General features: G+C 43.1%; 12 protein-coding genes. 2 read left to right on the top strand and 10 right to left on the bottom strand.

From position 1 onward, the window contains the following. Positions 1 to 3: 3 nt before the first annotated feature. The 7 genes from ACOJR9_RS13485 to ACOJR9_RS13455 are packed head-to-tail and all read right to left on the bottom strand — an operon-like array spanning position 4 to position 9,860. Positions 4 to 1,116, bottom strand: a complete 1,113-nt coding sequence (locus ACOJR9_RS13485) for a glycosyltransferase family 4 protein (protein ID WP_420933456.1) — start codon at positions 1,114 to 1,116, stop codon at positions 4 to 6. Next, positions 1,113 to 3,014: an asparagine synthase (glutamine-hydrolyzing) gene (gene asnB, locus ACOJR9_RS13480; protein ID WP_420933455.1), complete on the bottom strand. Its 1,902-nt coding sequence runs from the start codon at positions 3,012 to 3,014 to the stop codon at positions 1,113 to 1,115. Before asnB ends, ACOJR9_RS13485 begins: the two co-directional genes overlap by 4 nt. Before the next feature lie 13 nt (positions 3,015 to 3,027). After that, the gene (locus tag ACOJR9_RS13475; RefSeq protein WP_420933454.1) at positions 3,028 to 4,104 is read right to left on the bottom strand and encodes a GNAT family N-acetyltransferase; all 1,077 of its coding nucleotides are present in this window, start codon (positions 4,102 to 4,104) and stop codon (positions 3,028 to 3,030) included. Further along, on the bottom strand, positions 4,097 to 5,122 hold the full coding sequence (locus ACOJR9_RS13470) for a polysaccharide deacetylase family protein (RefSeq protein ID WP_420933453.1): 1,026 nt from the start codon (positions 5,120 to 5,122) through the stop codon (positions 4,097 to 4,099). Before ACOJR9_RS13470 ends, ACOJR9_RS13475 begins: the two co-directional genes overlap by 8 nt. Further along, the gene (locus tag ACOJR9_RS13465; protein WP_420933452.1) at positions 5,115 to 6,227 is read right to left on the bottom strand and encodes a glycosyltransferase; all 1,113 of its coding nucleotides are present in this window, start codon (positions 6,225 to 6,227) and stop codon (positions 5,115 to 5,117) included. The genes ACOJR9_RS13470 and ACOJR9_RS13465 overlap by 8 nt, the downstream gene beginning before the upstream one ends. Positions 6,228 to 6,229: 2 nt before the next feature. After that, positions 6,230 to 7,246: a glycosyltransferase gene (locus ACOJR9_RS13460; protein WP_420933451.1), complete on the bottom strand. Its 1,017-nt coding sequence runs from the start codon at positions 7,244 to 7,246 to the stop codon at positions 6,230 to 6,232. Positions 7,247 to 7,271: 25 nt separating this feature from the next. Beyond that, positions 7,272 to 9,860, bottom strand: a complete 2,589-nt coding sequence (locus ACOJR9_RS13455) for a hypothetical protein (RefSeq protein ID WP_420933450.1) — start codon at positions 9,858 to 9,860, stop codon at positions 7,272 to 7,274. A 208-nt stretch (positions 9,861 to 10,068) separates the two neighbouring features. Between ACOJR9_RS13455 and ACOJR9_RS13450 the strand changes: the two genes are divergently transcribed. Further along, the gene (locus ACOJR9_RS13450) at positions 10,069 to 11,274 is read left to right on the top strand and encodes a glycosyltransferase (protein WP_420933449.1); all 1,206 of its coding nucleotides are present in this window, start codon (positions 10,069 to 10,071) and stop codon (positions 11,272 to 11,274) included. After that, positions 11,271 to 11,852: an acyltransferase gene (locus ACOJR9_RS13445; RefSeq protein WP_420933448.1), complete on the top strand. Its 582-nt coding sequence runs from the start codon at positions 11,271 to 11,273 to the stop codon at positions 11,850 to 11,852. Before ACOJR9_RS13450 ends, ACOJR9_RS13445 begins: the two co-directional genes overlap by 4 nt. Here ACOJR9_RS13445 and ACOJR9_RS13440 read toward each other — a convergent pair. From ACOJR9_RS13440 to ACOJR9_RS13430, 3 genes are all read right to left on the bottom strand, one after another. Beyond that, positions 11,806 to 12,915 (bottom strand): GNAT family N-acetyltransferase, encoded by a 1,110-nt coding sequence (locus ACOJR9_RS13440; protein WP_420933447.1) that lies wholly within the window; start codon positions 12,913 to 12,915, stop codon positions 11,806 to 11,808. The two genes, ACOJR9_RS13445 and ACOJR9_RS13440, sit on opposite strands and share 47 nt — an antisense overlap. Next, positions 12,912 to 15,575, bottom strand: coding sequence for a tetratricopeptide repeat protein (locus ACOJR9_RS13435; RefSeq protein WP_420933446.1), 2,664 nt, complete (start codon positions 15,573 to 15,575; stop codon positions 12,912 to 12,914). Before ACOJR9_RS13435 ends, ACOJR9_RS13440 begins: the two co-directional genes overlap by 4 nt. Before the next feature lie 257 nt (positions 15,576 to 15,832). Next, entirely contained in the window at positions 15,833 to 16,711 is an 879-nt protein-coding gene (locus ACOJR9_RS13430; RefSeq protein WP_420933445.1) for a PEP-CTERM sorting domain-containing protein, read from the bottom strand. Positions 16,712 to 16,825: the final 114 nt, after the last annotated feature.

Here is a 16,825-nt window from a genome sequence, read left to right as displayed (position 1 = left end):
TTCTCACTGAACTGAAGGTTTAAGTTGCTTATATTGGCCACGAAACGTTTCATTCATTGTTGATGCGCTAAACCTCTGTTTAAAGCGTTGTATTGCGTTTTCGCCAAATTCATTTCGTTTTGCGCTATTTTCTACTAAAAATGAGATAGCCTTTGCGAATTTATCAACATCGTTATTATTAGTCACCAAACCATTAATATTGTGGGTAACAACCTCAGCATTTCCACCAGCATCAGTTACTACACATGGCTTACCCAAACTCATGGCTTCAAGAAGCGTCATTGACGTTCCTTCGCTTAATGACGACAGTAAAAAAATGTCCATAAGCGCAAGATGGTGAGCTGGTTTGGCAATGTAACCGGAAAAAATTACTTTATTGCTTATGCCTAATTTATCAACTTGCTGTTGTAGTTCATTGCGAATTTCCCCGTCTCCAACCAAAAGCAGGTATACGTCATCTCGCACACCGGTAGCCTTCGCAAATGCATTAATCATCATAACCTGATTTTTAATGGGGTCGAATCGAGCGATAGTACCTAGCACTAAGCTTTCAGAAGCGATACCTAACGTATTTCGCAACGAGTTTACGTTGTCTGTAGTTACTTCTAATGGTTGAATTCCGTTGTATATAACATCAATTTTATTGTTTGGGATAAACTCAAACTCAGTTAATGCATCCTTTGTTGCTTTCGAAATTGCAGTAATTTTTGAGGTGAGAGCTAACAGCACAGGGTTTACAAGTTTCCGTTTCCAATTTTTAGAATCCGGATAAAAACGCCCATGTTCAGTAAAAATCACTTTGGTTTCAGTAAAAGCGGCAGCTATTGCACCATACACCCACGGGGTATATTGATGACAGTGCACAATATCAATTTGGTTTACTTTAATGTGTTTTCTTATTGCGCTAATCAGCTTTACATCAAACCCGGGTTGGCGCGCCTGAGTTGTAATTGTAATGCCCGATGCTTGAAGCTCATCACCCCAAGGGCCTAAAGGCGCTTCTATGCAGAATATAGACATGTTTATACTGGTATCGTCGTTGCCTTCAATAAGGTTTTTTATCACCATTTCAGTACCGCCAATGCGCATGTCGTAGGTTATGTGCATTACATTCATGGTAATTGATCTTCCGGCGCTTCGGCATAACGATTAAACCACATTTGAAACATCAGCATGCTCCATAACACAATTCCGTGGTTGTGTTTTCCGGTCTGATGCAGCCGCCAGCATTCAGCAATACTGTCCTGCCTAAAAAATTGGCACAGCCCCGCTTTATGGTGCAGTAACGCTGTCTCTGCAAAATTTTTCAACTCCCCCCTAAACCATTCATCCAGCGGTGTGCTAAACCCCATCTTCTTTCTATACAGCAGCGAGTCTGGAATAAACGGTTTAAACACCTCTTTCAGTAAATACTTCTTTTCCCCATCACGATATTTTTGCGAAGAGGGCAGGGTGGCAGCAAATTCGGCTACTTGATAATCGAGAATGGGCGCCCTCACTTCTAACGAGTTGGCCATGCTCATTCTGTCAACTTTTACTAAAATATCGCCCGTCATATAGGTTTTAATGTCGGTGTACAAAATTTTGCTTAAATGATCGGGGCCATCGGCTTTGTGGTACGTATCGATAGTGTAGTGGCTAGGATGATAGCCTTTCAGCTTTTCGGCTACGTCTGGTTTTACCAGGCTATTCCACATTTCATCGGTAATCATGCTGTTGGTAATGTAAAAGCCCATAGCTGCGTCGTGGCTTAGGGTAGTTAACAGCGATTTTGCTTTTTTGCCTACTGTGCCTGGTACTTTTCCGGCAAGGCTTGCCAGAGTAGGGAATAGGGTTTTGCGCACGCTTTCTGGAAATTTATTGCGTAGCTTATTTTCAATGTTATCAGTGGTATATTTTTCGTACCCTGCAAACATTTCATCACCACCGTCACCGGCTAGTGCCACGGTTACAGCCTTTCTTGCCAGTTCTGATACAAAATACGTAGGTACCAGCGATGGGTCGGCAAAAGGTTCATCAAAAAAGCTGACGATGTGCTCTAGCCTGTCAGCAACATTTTGATTCACCGTATATTCGTGGTGTTCGGTATTGTATTGTTCTGCTATTTCACGGGCAAAGTCCGCCTCGTTAAAGTCTTTGTTATCAAAGCCGATGGTACAGGTTTTTACCGGTGTTTCGCTTGCCTCGCTCATCATGGCAACTACGCCTGAACTGTCTACGCCACCGCTTAAAAAAGCCCCAAGCGGTACGTCGCTTATCATACGCAGTTTGGTTACGTGTTCTAACAGCGCTTTTAGCTGTTGCTTGTTGGCATCTTTACTGGCTGTGCTGATGTTTTTAAAGCTTAAATCCCAATATTCTGTAATAGTAAAGCCATCTTTGTTCAGCACCATGTAATGGGCAGGTGGCAGTTTATGAATATGCTGAAAGATGCTTTTAGGGTCTGGCACGTATTGGTAGGCAAAAAAGTCGTAAACGGCGTCTAAGCGAATGTCTCGGGGAATATCTTGTAAGGCTAAAATGGCTTTAATTTCTGAGCCAAAGGCAAAGCGGCCATTGTCAGAAAAATAGTAAAGGGGCTTTTTGCCTAATCGGTCTCGGGCAATAAATAGCTCTTGTTTTGTTTTGTCCCATAGGGCAAAGGCAAACATGCCGTTCAGTTTTTGAAGGCATTGAATGCCCTCGCGGGCATATAGCTCAAGAATAACTTCGGTGTCGGTGTGGCTTTTAAATTGCACGCCTTGTGCCACTAAGCTTTCGCGTAGCTCTAAAAAGTTATAAATTTCGCCGTTAAATACAATAACTAAGTTACCGTCGGCAGAGAACATAGGCTGGTTGCCCGCCTCTGAAAGATCCAGAATACTTAATCGGCGATGACACAAACCAATGTGCTCATCTAGATAGGTACCGCTGGCATCGGGTCCGCGGTGCAAAATAGCGTGATGCATGTCGTGCAGCGCCTTTTCACCACCTTCGTTGTAATTAAATAAACTAAAACCTGCAATGCCACACATGTTTTCTTATTCCCTATAAACTAATATGCGGTCTGATTGCCGAACCAACGGTTACGGTAAACGTAAGAGGAAGCTTTTGCCACATATTTTCTGCAATGGGGCGCAGTTTACCAGGCGATGTAGCTGCTACCTGCTCTTTAATCAGTACACCGTGTTGGTCAAATTTCTGCCAATTTAATAACTGGGGCTGTGCTCCCCACTGTTTTTTAAATTTGTAGGTGCCTTCTTCGTAGGTAGAGCGGCCGAAATCAAAAGTTTCAATACCTGAATCTGCGCAGTGCGCTAGCAGCGACCAATATAGCAACATATTCGGGGCCAGTTTATTGTAATCACGCAGAGTAGAAGCCCATGGAATAGAGGCATTGGTAGTATTCTTAATTACTAATCCACCACCAATGGGGGTGTTGTCTTTATACACTACGCTGAGAATACAGCTTTCTGCGTAGGTATTAACTATTTGCTCAAACCATTTTTTTGCGTGCACGGGCGAACCCAAGTCACGCATGTTCTTGGTGTACACCGTATAAAAGTCGTTAATTAATGGTTGCTCAGTACCAAGTGAAACGGTGAGCCCGTTTTTCTCTGCTTTTCTTATTTGGCTACGAAGCTTAGATTTAAAGCCTGCTAGTAGTTCTTTACTAGTATTTGGTAATGGCAGTAGCATTCTTACTTTCTGATTTTCTAAACTACTATGCGGTTGTGGCTCGGTACCTATTTTACGTATTTCTAGCGCTTTACTGCCGGTTTTTGCAATATGTTGTATTAACGAACGTTGTAATTCTTCTGCAATAGCCTGTGTATCTGCAGCGGCATACCCCACATCACAATATGGCAAGGCGCATATTTGTTTACCTAAAAAAGGCGTTTTCATTAACACTGCTGGCAATACGCCTACTATTTTTTTTGAATGCTGGTTTATTGCCATCAGGCCTAATGTTTTGTGCCCGTAAGCATGCTTTACAGCATTTAGCCATGCAAATTTATGGTAAGCAGAGGCAAGTGCGTGTGCACTTACATAAGTATCCCACGCTGCCACATCTGATAGCGATGCAACCTGAATGACTATTTGATCATCACTGTTGTTATCCACAATGCTGTCCTCGCGGGAGCCGTGTTGTTACAGCATTCTCTTTTGCCTTAAGTCGCGCGGCGGCCTCGGAAATAGTGCAATACGAAACGTTTGCCTTTGCTTCTAGGTGCGCAAGAAACTGTTCGATGCGAGAGCAAATTAACTCATGGGCATTGTCTACGTTTAATAGCCCGGTAACGCCATCAATTAAGCTAGAACTATGTAAGTACATGTGAATTACATCGTGTTGCTTATTTAAACAGGTATCACTCAGCTCAATCATACTTTTTGTATCAGATAGCTCAGGGCTTAAATATATTTTCTTAAGAATTTTAGTATGCCAAAGAAGGCCTACTGCTCTTAGTGTAGAGAATGGAGGTTTTGATAAAATAGAGTGAATTTTATCAGCCTTACTAAAATTCTTTACGTTAAACCCCGCCGTTACCGGCAACTCCATAATATTTTGCTGTTCACCTGGTGCAAGGGCGTTATCGAAGCTTGGGTAATAGGGTGTAACAGGGGCACCTTTGCAGTGAAAAAAGTCGTTCTTGTAAAACGGATATACACTGCTGTCTACGGTAATGCCTCTCGAGGCAAGCAGCTCAAGGGTTTTACCTTTCATACCCCAACGGCCGCTTCTGAAGGAACGTGGCGTTACCCCAATTTTTTCATTGATCACCCGGTTTAGTTCATCTAGCTTTTGTACTACTTGTTCTTCTGGCAAATTAATCACGTGGCTTTCGGCTTCGGTGGTTTTACCAAAATACGGGGGGTTACACCATGGGTGTAAATGGGCCCCTACCTCTGCCTTTTTGGTATGCACAAATTCGCGAAGAATATGGCTGCCTTGCGCGTCGTTGGCCACCGCATAATCAACAAAATAGGTGGGCCTTATGCCTAACGATTCACAAAAGGCTTGAAATGCAGGAAGCTGTTTTACGTTTTGTACCGAACAATCGTGCTGTGGAAATTCTTCGCTCCACTGCCATTCTTCTTCCGTGTCTATGGTTAGCACAAATAAAACGTTGGGTTTACCCATGGCGCTTCTCGTTTAACATGGTTGAAAACAAGGCGTAGTATTCGTCGGCCATGCGCTGTGCCGAAAAGTGCTCTTGTACAAAGGTACGGGCATTCTGTGCGAGCCGCTGGGCGTAGTTGGTATCGTCTAGCAGGGTTTCCCAATCTTTTTGCAATTGCTCGGTGTTATGCAAAGGGGTAAGTAAACCGCTTTCTTTGTGGGTAATGAGTTGGTCGATGCCTGCAATATCGTACGCCGATACCGGAATTTCCATGGCGCAGGCTTCCATTAAACAGCGGGGAATGCCTTCTAGGGTGGAGGTCATTACAAACATATCAAAATCGCGAAGCTGTTCTAGCCTATCGTTCCTAAAGCCCAAAAATGAGATGGCGTGTTCACTATCAAGGGTATCGGCATACGACTCTAATTTAGGGCGGTCTTCGCCATCACCAAGAAACACCAGCCGAATGTCTTGTCGTTTTTTATACAAGGCATCGAAACAGTCGAGTATGGCGGTAATGTTTTTGCGGCTGATCATTTGCCCTACAAAGCCAATGGTTTTTACACTGTCTTGGGGCTTGGGTGTTTTTGTTACTCGCACTGCTTCCACTTCAGAAAGGTCTACACCATTTTGAATGTAGGCAAGCTTGTGCTCGGCAACGTTAAATTCCTTCACGTCTGCCAGTAACTGCTTGGAAAGAGGAACCACTTTATCGGCAAATCGCATGGCTTGGCAGCCAGCCCAAATAAACAGGCGAAGCTTTAAGTCTGCCGCATTTTCAAAACCGTGGGGCGTTACTACGCAGGGAATACCTGCTTTTTTAGCGGCCATAACCCCTAAAATATCTGATTTGTAACCATGGGTGTGAATTATGTCGATGTTGTTGTCTTTAATCAGGGCTGCCAGTTTTTTTACCGCGCCTAAATCGAAGCGCCCATGCATAGGAACATGGTGGGTTTTACCAATGGGTTTAAATTGCTTAACAAGCTCTAGGTCTTCTGTGCCCGGCTCTAATGTTACTGCCAGCTCGCTTGTCACGTTGCTTGGCATGTGTTTAGACAGCGCCAATACCCAGCGCTCTGCGCCGTAAAACCCTGTAGAACATATAAACTGCAATATTTTCATTATTATTTATGCGAGCTGGTGGTTACCGCGCCGCGTACTCCCAATACTGTTCCTATGGCTCTTGCTGGAAAATACACAAGGTAAAAGCGTAGGCAATTAAAAAACGATACCGTCTTGCCTACCAGCTTTTTAAGTCTAAATGTATACGCCAGAAGAGGTGCTCCTGCGATTATGCTAAACATAATAGCGAAGTTAGTGTGTGAATACAGCAGGCAAATTAATAAAAATAACACGCCCAAGGTGACAGCGAAGGGGACAATAAAACTAGGTAGCTCACGAAGGGGAATGGGCCTGCCGCTTGTTGATGCAATATTGGATTGCCCGCGCCATATTTCTTTTTTAAACATGGGGCCGAAGGCTTTATCTTCTCCTAAATGCACGTAGTGGGTTTTAGAAGTGTAATAAAGACCGCCGTGTTCACTCACTTGCCCGGTAAAATAGTAGTCTTCACAGGTGAGCAGGTGTTCTGGAAAACCGCCAACGGTGGCAAACGTGTCTCGGTGTAAAAAGAGGTTTCGCCCAGGTAAAAAACTAACGGTGGTGTCGAGTTCCGCGTTGCTTAGCGCTGTTCTAATTCGCTCTAAAGGCGGAGCGTGTTCTGAGTTTATTTGCATAGCAGCAGCAAGGGCGAGTGAAGGTGTCTGTTGTAGCGTTTGAAACATGATGGTGGCGTAGTTTGCCGCTAGGCTTACATCGGCATCGAGAAAGGCTAAGTAGGTGCCAGTAGCCTTCGCTGCCCCTATGTTTCTAGAGTGTGAGATGCTGTTTGCATCGTCGTTATGCATTACCGTGAGCGAGAAATGCCGTTCGTATTCGGCTAAGGTGTGCGATACGTTTTCGTTTTGACTAACAATAATCACTTCATATTTATCAGCGTCTAGCGTTTGCTGTTTTATACTGTCCAGCGTTTGAAGCAGCATGGTCTCGCGGCCTTTATGAGGAATAACAAAGCTGACAAGTTTGTCCGTGTTAGTGTTACTTGTACTGCTGCTAATAGGGCTGCTTATATTGCTATTCATAATATTAAACGGCTTGTTGTGGCAATCATGGCTTACCCAACCATTGCTGAAGTTTTGGGAATCGCTTAACCGCTTGGCTGCGCTCTTTGCGCAGCGAAAACCCACGAAGTGTGCGCAAGCCGAAAGTGGTTAGGCTTTCTGTATTAGCTGAAAACGGTCCGTGGCCATTTGTGCTCTGACCTTCTGTGTTATTACCTTTAATATAGCGCCCGTGTGAGAGTGTATTCAAAAAATCTGTGGTGGGCGATGCTGCTTGTTCGAAGGCATCAAAATTCATATTTTGCATCATAAGGCATAATAGGCGTGTGGTTTCGCTTTCTTTGGAGTTACGTAACCTTTCAATAATGTGCTGTTGCAGGCCTTGTTTTTTTTGTTCTAGTGCTGTTGCAAGTGCTGGCATGTAGGCCTTGGCAAAGGCGAATAAGCAAAGTTTGCGCAAGTCTTGGCCTGTCCAGGTTTCATTGGGAAACTCTAAAATATCGGGCTTGTCTAAATATGCATATTCATGCTCAAGCATGTACTTTACGTAATGGGTTAATGAATATACCGCATAGGAATAGTCATTGTCGTTTTGATTAAGCTGCTCTTTTACCTGAATAAAGCGGCACACCGCTTGGAAAAAGACAGTGTAAAACCAGGTAGCCTCGACGTTACTTAGCTGGCGCTGAGTAATGTCATCACTTGGCGATACCGTGTGCTTAATAATATGGGCACACTTTTTAAGGTCGCTGGTATCGTTTAATACCGCGTATCTGTCCATAAGGGCCTGTAAGTAGTTGCCAGTACCCCTATCAAGAGGGTATTGGCCAGTTTTTACGTTTTTTAAACCTTCTGTGCCGGCATTTTTGACTAAGAGTAATGCATTTAAGAGCGTGCCGTCGCCCTCATAATACCCCTCTATCCATCCGCAAATTGTCAGTAAGGCCTGTTTCGAGGTGGTACTGCCGGTTAACAGGTAATGATGCAGTAACCCGTTGGTGTAACAATGTTGCCCACCCGGGCCACCACCGCCCGCGTGGTCTTCGTATACTCCAGTGGGCTGGTTCTTAGAGTAGGTTCTGTGTGTGGCTGTATGAGCAGGCACATAATGATCGGTATGCCAAAACAGCCCGCCAGAGTACTCAGGTTTATCTAGCGTGGTGTGATACACATCTATATTTGCTACATGCTTGGCTAAGTTGTCGGCAAGCTCCTTCCAACGCTGCTCGCCGGTTACTGCCCACTGATACAGCATGCCGCAGAGGGGGTCGTACTGATTATTGTAATGCGACACAAAAAATGGCGTATCAGGTGCCAGTGCTTTTTCATGGTCGGCGTACAATTCGCCAAAATGCCGCCAGCCAAATTCGTCTATAGCGTCCCGTTTATGAAAAAACGAGTTGTCGCCTTCTATGCCTTTATTCACGAGTTGCTGTAGTTCTTTAGGTGCATTAAAGGGCGCAAACGGAAGGCAAGAAGAATGCTGAAACCACTCGTTGCAAAGTGTCACGTCAAAGGTTGTAAGTGTGCCCGCTGATAAAGTGATACGGCGCGTTATTTGCTCGCCCGGTTGTAACTCTTGCGGTTCACTGTCTTTAGCGCCCAGTATGCTCACGAATGTACTATTTTTTGTGGCGGTCATTACTGAGGGAAAATGCTGCCAAAACTCTTTGGCTTCAAGCGCAAGGCTGGCGTTGTCTTCCAATTCAAATGTGGCGAGCGGTTGGCATTGCTCAGTTTCCAACTCCAATTCGCCATTACGATAAACGTTACCCCCTTTATGGGCTAAATTCACTTCGTCTGCTGCGTTAACGTGTACAGGGCTTTGCCAATGGGCTTTGCCACTAGATGCCTGATGAATAACCGTCTTAGTAAAGGGAGCATTAAGTTTCAGTTCATCGTTCACAATTAATGTGCTCGCTTGTTTGCTTACCGCGAGTGACAGCTCATTAATGTAAATCGATGACGGGTCGCCCAAATCCCATTGCCCATTTGGGTGCAAAGATGCCGCTGGATTCGTTATGGTGATGTCGCTTAGCACGTCACCATCTGCTAAAAAAATTGTGCTTTCAATCTCAATATCCAGCGCTTTGTTTTGTATTTCAAGCTGCCCTTTGTGCTTAATTTTTACTGCTACATTGTGGCAATGGTTTCGTAACACCTCATAACTGAACTCATTACTATGTGCAAGGGGCAAAGGATTGTATTCATTATCGTTAAAGTGAGCTAACCACGTTGATACTTCCTTGTTAAGGTGAATCGCGCCAAGCTTATTGTGTTCAATCGTTATTGTTTTGCCGTTTGATAATGAGATTTCTATTTGTTCGCTCGAGTTGATGAGTTTAACGGGGTTAGTGAAATGAGGCTGGTCAGTTTTTATTAACTCAAGAAAGTAACTTCTAGTTTCATTTAACGATAAAGACGTTATACCCGTGATGTACAACCACTTAATTGAACCATCGTGCCACAAGTGACGCACTTCAATTGACGCTTTAACGTGTTCGCCATTTTCATCAATAAGTGCAAGTGGATCAGATACCGATAGTCTACCTTGAGGGCAGGGCACTCCAACACAGAATGAGCCGCGTTGAGTATGCATACTCGCGTTACGTAAACTAAAAACAATATACTGCATTGGGCTACTTATATTTCATCCGTGATGGGTAATGTAATAACTTCGCATTACTTTATATTAGTTATTATGTAATGCCAATGTGTTTGCCTGCGTATGCAATCGCATAATGGATTGGAACTGAAATTGCTACTGTTCGTATTTTTGACGAGATACAGCCTTCAACGTACTATAGCAGCGGGAAATATAAATTTTGTTAATGGACGCAAAAATGGCGAAGCCGCACAACATTACTGTCGTATCTCAACGGGTGCCCTATCCGCCGAATAAGGGCGAAAAGCTTCGTACTTATCATCAAATTGAGTTTTTAAGTCAACTGGGCTATCGCGTTGATGTGCTGTGTTTAGGCGAAAGCGAACAAGACCACGCCGATGCTAACGCGCTTGCTGAAAAGCTGAATATTTCGGTAAGCGTATTCCCGCTGTCTCATAAAATTATCCGCTACAGTTGGGCACTGCTGAATCGCCAGGCAATTAGTGTGGGCGCGTTTTATTGTAGAGCACTGCAAAACGAAGTAAATTTACGTTTAAAAAGTGGCTGCGACGCACTGCTACTTAGCGCCTCAAGCTTAGGTTATTACGTTTTTAATTCTCCTAATTATCATGGCCGAACCTGTGCGCTTTTTATGGACATGATGGATGTCGATTCTGATAAGTGGCGTCAATATGCCGCATCTAGCGCGTTTCCAATGCGCGCTGTTTACACCAGAGAAAGCAGAAAGATTAACGCGTTAGAGGCACAAGCGAACGCAGAGTTTGACGACACCTTTTTGATTGCCGGCGAGGAAGTGCGTTTGTTTACGCGAACGGTAAGTGCCCATAAACCTGTGCAAGTATTAGGAAACGGGTTGGATTTTTCAGCCTTTTTCCCTGCTGCTACGCCACCAACTAAGGTTAACTTCTTATTTACCGGTGTAATGGATTATAAACCTAATGTGGATGCAGTTATGTGGTTTGTTGAGCACTGTTGGCCCACCATAAAGCAGCGTGTATCCGGTGCTACCTTTACTGTGGGAGGCATGAACCCCACCAAAGACATAAAGCAGTTAGCTGAGCGTGATGGGGCTATTGACGTGACTGGTTTTGTCGACGACATGTTGCCGTACTTTCATAGGGCAACGGCGTTTGTAGCGCCATTTCGATTGGCCAGAGGCGTGCAGAATAAAGTATTGCAGGCCGCTGCATGCAAATTACCCGTAATAACCACCAGTATGGGGGCTGAAGGAATAAGCTACGCGAGCGATAGCACTATGTTCATAGCCGACAACGGCAGTGCGTTCATCGATGCGTGTGTTAGGTGTGTAAAAGAAGCCGACATTGCACAACAAAAAGCAACGAGTGCCTTCGATGCACTGCATAACACGTATAGCTGGCAACAACAGTTGCAGCCCCTAAAACAGGCGTTGGAAAAAATATGAAGCCATTTATTAAGCGTTGTGTTTTTTTGTTGTTAGCGCTGTTAATAAGCCCAGTGACCATTTCTTACTTACTATTGTCGATGGTGTTAAATAAAGATGCCTTGATAGCAAGTTACAGTCAGATTTTATCGCTGTTACCCGGTAAAATGGGCAGTTACTTACGCAGTGGTTTTTTCCGCTTTGTGTTTACGCAATGCTCGCCAGACGCCGTAATTTGTTTTGGTACCTTGTTTTCCCAGCAAGACACAAGCATTGGGGAGGGCGTTTACATTGGCCCTCAATGCAATATTGGTAAATGCAGCATAGGTCAAAACACATTGCTAGGCAGCGGTGTTCACATTATGAGTGGAAAAGGGCAGCATAACTTTTCAGACCCCTCAAAGCCGATTAAAGACCAAGGCGGTACCTTTTCTAAAGTAGAAATAGGCGAAAACTGTTGGTTAGGAAATGGCGCGTTGATTATGGCCAATATAGGCAAGGGAAGTATTGTGGCTGCGGGCGCTGTAGTGGTGGATGATGTGCCCGAAGGCGTTATTGTTGGGGGGAATCCGGCGAAGGTGTTGAGAAAAGTCTACTGACCAACGTCTTTATTCTCCCAAGATAAAAAAGTAGGCTTCGCTTTTTTACAAGCTTATACGTATACATGGTATACGTTGTATCAGATAAACTCTGCTTGTATCGGTAATCGCCTGCAAGAAAGTCGTAGGTATGATATCCAAGCGACGCAAAGTATTGCATACAATATAAATGCAATACGTGACCCACTTTAAAAGGAGTGAGTTCGGGCGAGTGCATTATGGCTGAACAGTAAAAATAGGCGGTGTTGTTTTGTGTTATGAAATAAGCGTAGCCCAGATCAACGTTTGTAGCGTGAAGCTTCACTATTACCGCTGTCTCTGGTGTTGTTAGCATCATTTTGTGAAAGGAAACAAACTTCTCGTTGTTAAAACCACTCCCTTCATTGGTTTTCCCCCATCGAGCTATATGCAAGCTCGACATTTGATTAAAAAATGAATCTTGTTCAGCGTGAGTTTGGGGTAAAGATAGCTGAATTTCTCCTACATGTTCTTTTAATCGTTTAATGCTGCGCCGAAGTTGATAGCGTGAGTTTTTTGATAACGTGAATAGAATGTCATTAACGTTGGTAAGGTCGTTGAGCTTTTTGACATAGCTCAAATTATCGTCACTACTGTAAAGTGCGCTATTGTGACTAATACAGTCGAATGTCAGCCGCTGATCTGTGAGCGGAATTAACATTTCGCTCACAAAATAATGCGTAAAAAGTGTGTCACTAATAAGTCTTAAAAATTCTAATTGATAGTGTTCAGGACAAAAAATTCGGTTGTTTTCAACCCAAATTTGGTCGATGATCGATTCTCCAGACTGATTTAAATAAGCCGCCTTCCACGATATCCCGTATCTTTTTATGCTCTTAATAGTAAAAAAACAGAAACCCACAGGCTTAGTGTTTTCTAATAAAATAAAAAGATCTGGCTTGGTCAGTGCTATCCTTAGCCAGTTACCAAGCCACACATCGCTGCACATGCCATATTTCCAAGTAACGTCCAAATCTTTACAAAAATCTTCGAAAACGCTGACACTGCAATGAGGTACTATTTTTATCGATAACGTTGGACTCAAGTAGCCGCTCGCTGTAATTGATTATTCAGTCGCTTAATGACTTCTTGCTCTTTTGCGCTAGCTGGTGAGATACCGCGAAGTCTTACTTTAGCCTCATCGAACTTAGCGGCCTTAATCAGCGTTTCAACTCGAAGTATTTCAGCGCTAAAATTCCCTTTATTTTTATCAACGGCACTATTGGCTAACTCTATCGCTGCAGACGGCTTGTTCAATGCCAATTTGATGGAGATGGCAGTATCAATGACACTCACATTACTAGGTTGCAGAACCAAAGCGTTATCAATTAGCGGCTCTGCGTCTTGTGCTTTATTATTCTGCAACAAAAGCCATGCTAAGTTGTTGTAGATGGTAGTCGTTTTATGACCGTTATCAATCAGTTCTTGGTACAATTGTATCGCTGTTAAAGGGTCTTGTACCAACATCCATTCTGCATATCTCAGCTTAAAGCCTGTATCCTTTGGAAACTCAGAACTGCGTTTTTCTGCAAACGTGCTTGCGGTTGAAACATTGTCTAATGCTTGATAGCTTTTAAATACTAACAATGCATTTTCTGTTGACGGTAATTGCCCGTACACCGTGGTAAATTTCTCAAGTGCTTGTCGCCATTTATTCTCGGTGGCGAGTATCAAACCCTCGGTTTTAACGTTAAAGTAGCTACCGTTAGGCGCAACATTTTTCAACAGGCTTTTCGCATTAGCTACTTTATTATTCTTGACAAGAAAGTATGCGTTAATAAAAGGCATATTAGGCATTGTTGATGCGTTAGAGCTTTCCTTTATCAGCTGAACAAATTCAAGCCCGGCTTCCCATTGTTGCTCCATTTCATAATAATTTAACGCGACGCGAGTAACCTGTTCATTTACGCCTCTGTTTGCCACCCACTGCTTAATAGTATTGTGAACTTCCTTATGATTGCGCTGCTCTCTATGCATAGTCATAAGTAAAATATAATACCTACTAGGTTTATTGTCGGTGTCTTCTAGCTTCTGTAAATACGTTTTAGCAGCGTCTATATCCCCGTTTTGATAATTAAGAAAAGCGATGTCCACCGCCAAGTTAGACACAATGTTTTGCGCATTGGCGTAAAGGGTAGTTAACCAATTAATACTTTGATTTAGTGTATTATTTAAATTCGAGGCTTTTATTAATCCCGCCATGGTGGAGCTAGAGTACTTCTGTTTTAGTATTGATTGAAACTGACGTATAGCGTCTTCGTACTCTTTATTTTCAATAGCCTCAAATGCGAAGAATTTTTGCGCCATGAGATTATTAGGGGCAATGTCTAATAATTTGGCTATTTCGCTTCTCGCATCTGCTTGTCGGTCTACTTTTAATAGGGATGCAGCTTTTAACGACATTAAATCGGTATTTGAAGGAGCGTTTTTCATTAGCTCGTTCAATGTATCGAGAGCTAGCTCAATACTGTCTCCAGCGATAAGTGCACTGATATACAGTGTGACGACGTTAATGTCCGCATCAGCGAGTAATTCAACGAGTTCGCTTTTGGTTAATTGAGGTATTCCGCGAGAGACCAATGTTAAATTAGCAACTTGACTCAACTCGTCATTTTGTATGTCTATGTCTTCGATAAATTCGAGGAATGGCCCCACTTTATCGGTAGCGTTTGATGTTTCTAAGCGCTCAATGATATCGAGGCCGAACAACACGCCGCTGTCATCTTTAGGCAGTGTTTCAGCATTATGCTCAAAAATACCGAGTTCTATCTCTGTAGCAATGAGGTACTTGCGCAGCTCGTTATTTTTTTCAACGGTATCTCGATATTTTGTTAAATGCTCGTGGGCCTGCTCAAAATTCTTAAGATGATAATTTGAAACCCCAGCTACAATGCTTGCATCTATATTTTCCATGCCTTCTCGCATTGCAATATTGATGAATTTTCTGGCATTGGCGAAATCTTTTGAGTTTAAAAAGAAGGCACTTCTAATGAGATTGGCAACGGCATTGTTACTCTGTTTAACAAGAAGCTCCTGCGCTAGCGTATCGGCTTCTTGAAAACTTCCGGATTTGTAATACGAAAGCATTAAATAAAACAACGCCTGATTGTCGAAAGGACGTAAACGTTTTAGTGGTTCAGATATACGGGCAGCCTGCTGATAATCAGCGTCGGAGAACAGTTTTTCAAGCTTTGCAAAATACAAATAATAGTTGTTTTGTGTCAATTCGGCGGTATCAATAGAGGCAGTGTTGATGTCATGAACTACTGTGTTCTGCTCAATGGCTTGCGCCGTTCCAACGCCACGGCTTATTTTTACAAGCGTCGCTACTTTGACGCTCTGCTGTTGAGCTTCAAGTGGAATAGTGTCTAAAAGAGTTTGGTTTTCGGTAAAGAACAGTGCTTCTGAATACAACTCATAGAAGGTATTCGATAGCGTGTCACTTTTTGTATTCTCAAGGTAGTGTATGAATTCTTTTTCGGCACTTTCGTACTTGCCTTGGTGAAGATAAGACTGCCCTAGCAACAGGCGTAATTCAGTGTTTTCGGGCGCTCTTTGTATACTTTCCTTTAATAACACTTCTGCATCATGAGAGGCGTATTTTTCAAAGAATGCATCAGGGTCAGACGTGTCTATGTCTTTATACGGCTGACTGCACGAAAATGCAGTTGCGCAAAGTATGAGGTAAAAAGCATATCTTTTCATAGCGGTTCCTTTTCTTTCTACTTTACCCGCCTACAACCAATAAATAAACACACAACCACAAAGCGAATGTATTTTTATAAATAATGAAATAAACCGGGGAAGAGGTAAAGTGCTGACTTAATGTTGTTATGAAAGCCGCTTATCATTTAAAAAACTAAGGGGCACAAAAGCGATTAAAATATATACTTTATCGCATAACATAAAAAAAGCCCCCAGTCATAAACTGAGGGCTTCGTACTGAAATGCTTTATCGGCGTTTATTTGCTTTTTAAACGTCTAGAGAAACCTAAGCCTAGTAGCCCAAGCCCGAAGATAGCAAGACTAGACGGTGCAGGTACCTCAAGCGTAAGGCTTGCTGTGTTGATACTAGTTGTTCTAGTTAGCCACTGCGCAGTTTGTGGCAGTGTGCTTAAACCAAGAGAATCAAGTACATTCTGTTGGAACGTTGAAACAGGAAAGTTGTTGTTAGCCGTTGGGGCCTGTGTAGCGTCGCCAATAAGTAGGCTTGCTAATGCGCCAATGTTAACAGGATCTAAATTGTTAATCGCGTCACCAAAACCAGTGCTGCCGAAGAACGCTTCCTCAGTATTCAGAATGTTGCTTGCTGAAGTAGGCTGACCAAAAATAGAAAAGTTAACACCCTGATTAATGTTAAAGGCAGAACCTGTAACGTCCAGTTGTAAAAACGGAGTACTTCCGTTTGCGTCAACGTAATTCATGTTTAAGAAACCGTCAACAAACTGTGCCGCTAAGGTATCGCCTGCTTCAAAAAAACCATTGCCGTTAACATCATCAGCAATTGCTGCGAAACCGAACAGTTCATACTCGATACTAAGGCCCCAAGCACCGTTAAAACCTTCTTGCGAAGAACCGAATGCAAGTGGGCTCAACGAACCGATGGTCGCAGTGCCACTGTCAAACACTAATGTGCCGGTGCTGATGCCGTCACCTTCCAAATCCAAATACGCAGAAGTAGGATTGAATTGGTTAAATACGAACGAAAGGAACGTGTCTGTTCTTGTATCTGCGTCAGAATCTCCGTTTACACCGTTATCAATAAATAATGGTGATGCGCTAGTTACCGCTGCGCTACCTAGTAAGGCTAATCCTGCTACAATTTTTGTTAAATTCTTCATGACGACTCCGTCTTTGAAACTGTGATGGTTGAGTACCTAAACCTATAAGCTAATAGTATGCCATTTTTTTAAATTATTGTTTTTTAAAGATTAAGTGATTCTGTTTGTCGTGAG

The organism is Alteromonas ulvae (assembly GCF_048987005.1).
Lineage (GTDB): Bacteria > Pseudomonadota > Gammaproteobacteria > Enterobacterales > Alteromonadaceae > Alteromonas.
The sequence above is the reverse complement of the archived record's forward strand: the minus strand, read 5'-3'. Positions and strand labels throughout refer to the sequence as shown.